The sequence below is a fragment of the Carnobacterium sp. genome (genome assembly GCF_032094055.1).
Lineage (GTDB): Bacteria > Bacillota > Bacilli > Lactobacillales > Carnobacteriaceae > Carnobacterium_A.
In genome coordinates, this window is sequence record NZ_DAMDAK010000010.1 from 15,596 (window position 1) to 22,562 (window position 6,967).

Annotated in this window: 5 protein-coding genes and 2 pseudogenes; all 7 read right to left on the reverse strand. The window is 34.8% G+C overall.

What is annotated here, in order from left to right:
• Positions 1-413, reverse strand: a pseudogene (locus RT405_RS02820) (metal-dependent hydrolase); the annotation flags it as partial.
• Positions 414-521: 108 nt separating this feature from the next.
• On the reverse strand, positions 522-1,655 hold the full coding sequence (gene dinB / locus RT405_RS02825) for a DNA polymerase IV (RefSeq protein ID WP_313467382.1): 1,134 nt from the start codon (positions 1,653-1,655) through the stop codon (positions 522-524).
• Between the two features lie 129 nt (positions 1,656-1,784).
• Positions 1,785-2,432: a metal-dependent transcriptional regulator gene (locus RT405_RS02830; RefSeq protein ID WP_313467383.1), complete on the reverse strand. Its 648-nt coding sequence runs from the start codon at positions 2,430-2,432 to the stop codon at positions 1,785-1,787.
• A 162-nt stretch (positions 2,433-2,594) separates the two neighbouring features.
• A pseudogene (gene adhE, locus RT405_RS02835) lies at positions 2,595-5,212 on the reverse strand (bifunctional acetaldehyde-CoA/alcohol dehydrogenase).
• Positions 5,213-5,470: 258 nt separating this feature from the next.
• Positions 5,471-5,752 (reverse strand): post-transcriptional regulator, encoded by a 282-nt coding sequence (locus RT405_RS02840; protein WP_035029149.1) that lies wholly within the window; start codon positions 5,750-5,752, stop codon positions 5,471-5,473.
• Positions 5,753-5,958: 206 nt separating this feature from the next.
• Positions 5,959-6,282, reverse strand: a complete 324-nt coding sequence (gene yajC / locus RT405_RS02845; RefSeq protein WP_035029152.1) for a preprotein translocase subunit YajC — start codon at positions 6,280-6,282, stop codon at positions 5,959-5,961.
• Between the two features lie 92 nt (positions 6,283-6,374).
• On the reverse strand, positions 6,375-6,967 hold a 593-nt coding region (locus tag RT405_RS02850; RefSeq protein ID WP_313467387.1), incomplete at its 5' end, for a tRNA guanosine(34) transglycosylase Tgt.

Sequence of the window (6,967 nt, forward strand, 5' to 3'; positions counted from 1 at the left end):
TAAAGCGTTTTTCCATCTGCATGAAAAATAATACCAGCAGCTAAACCAAACGTTGTTTCTTTTCCATCTACTTCATAAGATGAACCATGGATAGCAGGAGTCATTTTGATTTCGCCAAAATCAAAACTATGTTTTCCTCCCATTTGCATCCCATGAGTTTTTAAATCTTTTGTTTTAAAGAAATCAGCTATTTCAACATTGGCTACGATTAATGCTCCTGTTCTACGAGCAATCGCTTCTGTATCGCCAATATGATCAGCATGTGCATGAGTGATGATAATGGCATCTGCTGCTACAGTTTCTGGATTTAAATCACTTTTTGCATTTCCTGTAATAAACGGGTCAATTAAAATTGTATATCCTGTATTCGTCAAAACCTGCACACATGATTGTCCATGCCACGATACCTTCATTATTAAACTCCCCTTTCATTATAACACAAGAAAAAATCTGTATTAGTATCTTTATTATACCTTTGTAAAAAATAGAATGCAATTTAGCTTGTTTATTTTTAAAATGAATTAAGACTTATGCTCATTGTCCCAAAGAGGCAAAACGATATTCTCAAATGATAAAGGATCAAGGGTTGTAACCGTTATCCCTAATAGTCTTACCCCTTTTTGAAGGTTGCCGATTTCATCCCAAATATTTTGAGTATGGAAAAACAGCTCTTCCGCATCTTGAAGATAATGCGGCAAAGTTAATCGTTTGGTGACCGTTTCAAAATCTGAATAACGAATTTTTAAAACTACAGTTTTGCCATGTTTTTGTTCTTTAAGTAAAGAACGTTCGACTTTTCTAGCCAAAAAACGCAATTCTGCTGTTACTTCATTTTCAGTAGTAAGATTCCTTCTATATGTGTTTTCCCGTCCCACAGATTTCCTTTCTCTGCTTACACGAACAGGAGAATCATCTATACCTCTAACTTTGCGGTAAAGCGAATAGCCCATTTTTCCAAAAGAATGAATCAGTTCCATTTCATTCATCTGGTATAAATCTTCTCCATTAAAAATATTTAATTCATGCATACGTTCTACCGTCTTCTTACCAACTCCATAATACTTTTCAATTGGCAGCTTTCTTAAAAAATCTAGAGCCTCTTCCGGAGGGATAACCGTGACACCAGCTGGCTTTTTATAATCAGAAGCTAATTTAGCAATGAATTTATTGTATGAAACACCTGCAGAACACGTTAAATGGACACTTTCCCAGACCTCTTTTTGAATAGCATAAGCAATATGTGTTGCACTTTTGATTCCTTTTTTATTTTCAGTTACATCTAAATAAGCTTCATCTAAGGATAATGGTTCGATCATATCGGTATACTGTTTAAAAACCTCTCTAACTTTTTTTGAAATTTCACGGTACAACTCATAGTTTCCTGGAATAAACACGCCTTTTGGACATAATTCATAGGCTTTTTGTGCGCTCATGGCAGAATGAACGCCATATGTTCGAGCAACATAATTTGCAGTAGCGACTACCCCTTTGCCATTTGTTAACTTAGGATGATTGGCAATAATAATAGGCTGTCCCTTTAATTCTGGATGTTCTCTTTCTTCGACTGAAGCGAAGAAGGCATCCATATCAATATGAATAATTTTTCTTGAAGTATCTCTGACCGGCTCATCAAATTGTACTACTCCAAATTCCACCTTCTCCACCTCCTTTTTCTCTATCATAATTATACGCGAACACACATTCCTATACAAGATTTGTTCATTTTGTCCTTTGGCACTATTTTTTTTTTAGACAAAAAAAGACATCCCTAAGGGTGTCCTTTTCTATAAAGCTTGAACATATACGCTAGAAGCTGCCTTAAAACTAATCTGAAGTTGCTTATTCCCTTTTTTCATTACAATAGAACCTTCATAAGCTCCCACTTCCACAATCGTATAAACATCATTTATTTGAATCCCGATAGACACTAAATAATCTAATAATTCTTTTTCATCCGCTACTCGTTTAATCCTAACTTTTTGATTTACTGGTTGTTCAGCTAAAGTCGGTAATTGCGGCTCTTTTAAAATGCCATTTTTATCAGGAATCATTCCTCCATGAGGACATATTTTAGGATAATCTAAGTAATCTTCTAGCCGATTGGTTAATTCCACTGAAGAAACATGTTCTAATACTTCTGCTTCTGCATGGACCTCGTTCCAAGAATAACCTAAATGCTCGACTAAAAAGACTTCCCATAAACGATGTTTTCGGATAAGGGTACTAGCTTTCCGCAAACCTTCTGCCGTAAGTTGCACACCTTGATAAGGAATTCGCTCAATAAATCCTTCTTTTAATAATTTAGACATCATTTCACTGACAGATGCTGCCGAAACTGCTAATCTTTCTACAATCTCTTTATTGTTTATTTTTTTATCTGTTCCGCCAAGTTCATAAATGATTTTTAAATAGTCTTCTTTATTGGGTGTCATTCTCTTCACCTGCTTTTTATTTTTAGGCCTGCCTAACTCTATTAATTATATCTATTTTGTTTATAAAAAGCAATTCTCTCCTAATTTTTTTAAGGTTTGTCTAAAAAAAATAAAAAGAGCAGCTGAAAGCCGCTGCTCTTTTACAGAACTTATAATGTGGAATTATTCTCCTTCATACGCTTCAATAATGATTTGACGCAACTCGGTAATCAAAGGTTGTTTTGGATTAGCTGTTGTACATTGATCTAAGAACGCTAATTCAGCCATATGGTCAACCGTTGCATCTATTACTTCTTGTGTCACTCCTTGAGCTTTCAAACTCATTTCAATGCCGACATCTTTACCTAGTTTAACGATTTCAGCAATAAATGATTCGACTAACTCTTCAGTTGTTGTGCCTTCGAATCCCATGAAGCGAGCAATTTCAGCATAATCTTCGTCTGCACGGAAATACTCATACTTAGGAAATAAAGCATGTTTTGAAGGATCTTTCGCATTATAACGAATAACATGAGGCAGTAAGATGGCATTTGTCCGGCCATGAGGAATATTGTATTCCCCTCCTATTTTATGAGCTATCGAATGATTGATTCCTAAGAACGCATTAGCAAAAGCCATACCAGCTAAGGTAGACGCATTGTGCATTTTTTCACGTGATTCTTCATTCGCATAGGCATAAGAATCTCTTAAGTTTTCAAACACCAATTTAATCGCTTGTAAACTCAATCCTTTTGTGCCATCACAGAAACATAAGATTCAATTGCATGAGTCAATACATCCATTCCCGTATCTGCCGTCACTGATTTAGGAACACTCATGACAAATTGCGGATCAATAATCGCAACATCCGGTGTTAAAGCATAATCAGCCAACGGATATTTCACGTGGGTTTCACTATCTGTGATTACCGCAAAAGGAGTAACTTCTGAACCGGTCCCAGAAGTCGTTGGAATACAAACAAATTGTGTTTTTTCTAAAGTCGGAATTTTATACGTCCGTTTCCGGATATCTAAGAATTTTTGTTTGGCCCCAAAAAATTCAGTTTCTGGTTTTTCGTAAAATAACCACATGCCTTTTGCAGCATCCATCGCCGAACCGCCGCCGATCGCAATAACTGTATCTGGCTGGAATTGGAACATAGCTTCTGTTCCTGCCATAACCGTATTGGTTGATGGGTTTGGTTCAACATTTGAAAATACTTCAATTTGTACAGAGTTCTTACGCTTATAGAGTTCATTGATAATTTTATCAGCATAACCAAATTCTACCATTCCGGGATCGCAAACCAGGAAAACTCTTTCCATATTCTCCATTTCTTGTAAATAATGAATCGAATTCTTTTCGAAGTAAATTTTTGAAGGTAATTTAAACCATTGCATATTATTTCTCCGTTTCGCAATTGTTTTGATATTCAATAAATTAATAGTGGAGACATTTTTTGATACTGAATTTTTACCATATGAGCCACAACCTAATGTTAAAGAAGGAATCATATTATTGTAGAGATCTCCTATACCACCTTGTGCTGTTGGTGAATTTACTAAAATACGGCAAGCCTTCATTTTTTCACCATATTCTCTAGCCAATTGATCGTTCATCGTATGAATGGCAGCAGAATGTCCTAACCCGCCTAGTTCCAACATCTCCTGTGCTAATACAAACCCTTGCTCAGTCGATTCTGCTTTTAACATGGCCAATACTGGTGAAAGTTTTTCACGCGATAAAGGATAATTTTCTCCAACTCCAGCTAATTCAGCCACAATTATTTTTGTTTCTTTAGGAATTTGAATTCCTGCAAGTTCAGCGATGTTCCAAGCTGGTTGACCTACAACAGTTGGATTTACAGCTGTTTTATCTTGATTCATCACTGCTTCTTCTAATTTCTCTATTTCTTCAGGTTTTACAAAATAAACTTGATGCTTTTCAAATTCTGATTTTACTGCCCCATAAATTTCTTGATCCACAATGACAGCTTGTTCAGAAGCACAAATCATTCCATTATCAAATGATTTAGAAGCAATGATATCATTGACTGCTCGCTTGATCTTGGCAGACTTTTCAATATAGCTCGGTACATTTCCTGGTCCTACTCCTAATGCAGGTTTTCCTGTAGAATACGCTGCTTTAACCATGCCAGAACCACCAGTAGCTAACACAATAGCAATGTCAGAATGATTCATTAATGCATTCGTTGCTTCTAGTGAAGGTTGTTTTATCCATTGAATACAATCTTTAGGAGCTCCTGCTTTTACAGCGGCTTCTAAAACAATTTGTGCAGCAGCTTCTGAACAAGCTTGTGCGCTCGGATGAAAAGCGAAGATAATAGGGTTTCTTGTTTTGATGGAAATCAACGCTTTAAATAAAGTCGTTGATGTTGGATTTGTCACGGGAGTTACTCCACAGACTATCCCTACTGGTGTAGCGACTTCAAGTAACTGTGTTTGGTCATCATCACTGATTATTCCTACTGTCTTATTATCTTTAATTGCATTCCAAATAGATTCTGTTGAAAACATATTTTTAATACATTTGTCTTCATAAATACCGCGGCCAGTTTCTTCAACAGCCATTTTCGCCAATTTCATATGGTCATTTAATCCTGCTAAAGCCATTTGGTGGACAATGTGATCAATTTTTTCTTGATCAAAACTTTCTAATACAGCTAAAGCTGTTTTTCCTTTACGCGTCATTTCATTGATTTGAGATTGAACGGTTTCTTTTTGTACCTTCTCTTTTTTTTCATGTGTTAGTTGTTTTTCTATCGTTTTTGTAGAATCCATTTTGATTCCTCCTGTTTCTATTGTTATTAATTTCACAATATAAGCATAAACTACTTTTATAAAAAAGTAAACACATATATGAAACTTTATTTAAAATATTTATCCTTATATAAAAACCTTTAAAAACAACACTTAATCTTGTTTTTTTGTTTTAAAAAGGAAACAGCTCTTTTATTATTCAAAAAATTGTGATTTGTTAAACAAATCACAATTTTAGCATAAAAAAAAGAAAAGGCCTTTCTCCTTTTCTTTTTTGGATTAAAACAAATCAAATATTTCCATCTCTTCTAAGGAGACAGCAGGAGAAACCAGCGCTTCAATAGATGCAAAATCTAAATAATTATTTGGCGTTAAACTCATTATTTCTTGAATTTGTTGATAATAATGAGCAGGTACAGATTTTTTCCAACAAAAAGAAATCAAATAATGCCATAAATCTGCCTGAGAAATTTGTTGATATCCTAGCAATTGAAATTCTTTAATTTTTAAATTTAACCATGGCTCAATTTTCTCAAACTGAGGGATTGAATGTTCTTCCAAATCAAACACTCCTATACTCCAGAAAAGGACATCTTTGAGACTAAGACAAACTAATCATAAAAGGAAAATTTCAATTGACTCCATACCATACTTTATTCCTTTTATACATTATAAGAAAATCGATCACTTTGTTCTCAGTTTCAAGAGAAAAAACAAAAGAAAAGATAGTTTATCTTCTCTTTTGCTTATTGAATTGTTAAATTTTATTATTCTACTTCATTTGAATCTTCAGTTATTGTTTCTGTCGGTCCAACTGATGCTGCAGATGCTACATCTTTAATGCGTGCAATTGCTCGTCTTTCGAACGTCAGAAAAATGCCTTCACAATCTAACACAACTGTTTTATTGGTATCGTTAATTTCATCAACGATGCCATGTAATCCGCCGATTGTTACCACACCATCACCTTTTTTCATTGAATCCAACATATTTTTAGTTTTATCAGCAGCTTTTTTTTGCGGTCTGATCATCATAAAATACATTAATACCATGATAGCAGCAAATGGTAAAATGCTTAAAATAAATTCCATTTCTTCACTCCATTCTTTTCCGGGTTGATTTCTTCTTCATTATTAACTGTACCAAAACTTAGGAGTTAGTACCACTTAATTTTTCATTAAATTTAGAAATTTCTAGCATTTGGCTTATTATAGCCATATTCTTCAAAAAAACTTTCTCTAAATTCAAGCAGATTGTCATCCATAATAGCCTGTCTAACGTTTTTCATCACATTTAATAAGAAATAAAGATTATGGTAACTGGTTAAACGCAACCCAAAAGTCTCATCTGTTTTAATCAAATGCCGGATGTAAGCACGTGAGTAATTTTTACAGGTATAACAATTACATTTTGCATCAAGAGGACCAAAGTCACGCTCATATTTTGCATTTTTAATTACGACTCGTCCTTGGCTCGTCATACACGTTCCATTACGCGCAATCCGAGTCGGCAGCACACAATCAAACATGTCTACTCCGCGTATCACTCCATCAATCAATGAATCAGCTGTCCCTACTCCCATTAAGTAACGGGGTTTGTTTTCTGGGATCAATGGTGTCGTGTATTCAAGAACTTCATTCATCAAGTGTTTAGGTTCTCCAACAGATAATCCACCGATTGAATATCCAGGAAAATCCATTGAAATCAAATCTTTCGCACTTTGTTCACGTAATTCTTTATATCCTGCTCCTTGAATAATGCCAAACAAGCCTTGTT

Bases quoted from the DNA above. Each gene is read 5' to 3' on its own strand.
- yajC (WP_035029152.1), bottom strand. From the start codon at position 6,282: ATGGAATTTATTTTAAGCATTTTACCATTTGCTGCTATCATGGTATTA.
- RT405_RS02830 (WP_313467383.1), bottom strand. From the start codon at position 2,432: ATGACACCCAATAAAGAAGACTATTTAAAAATCATTTATGAACTTGGC.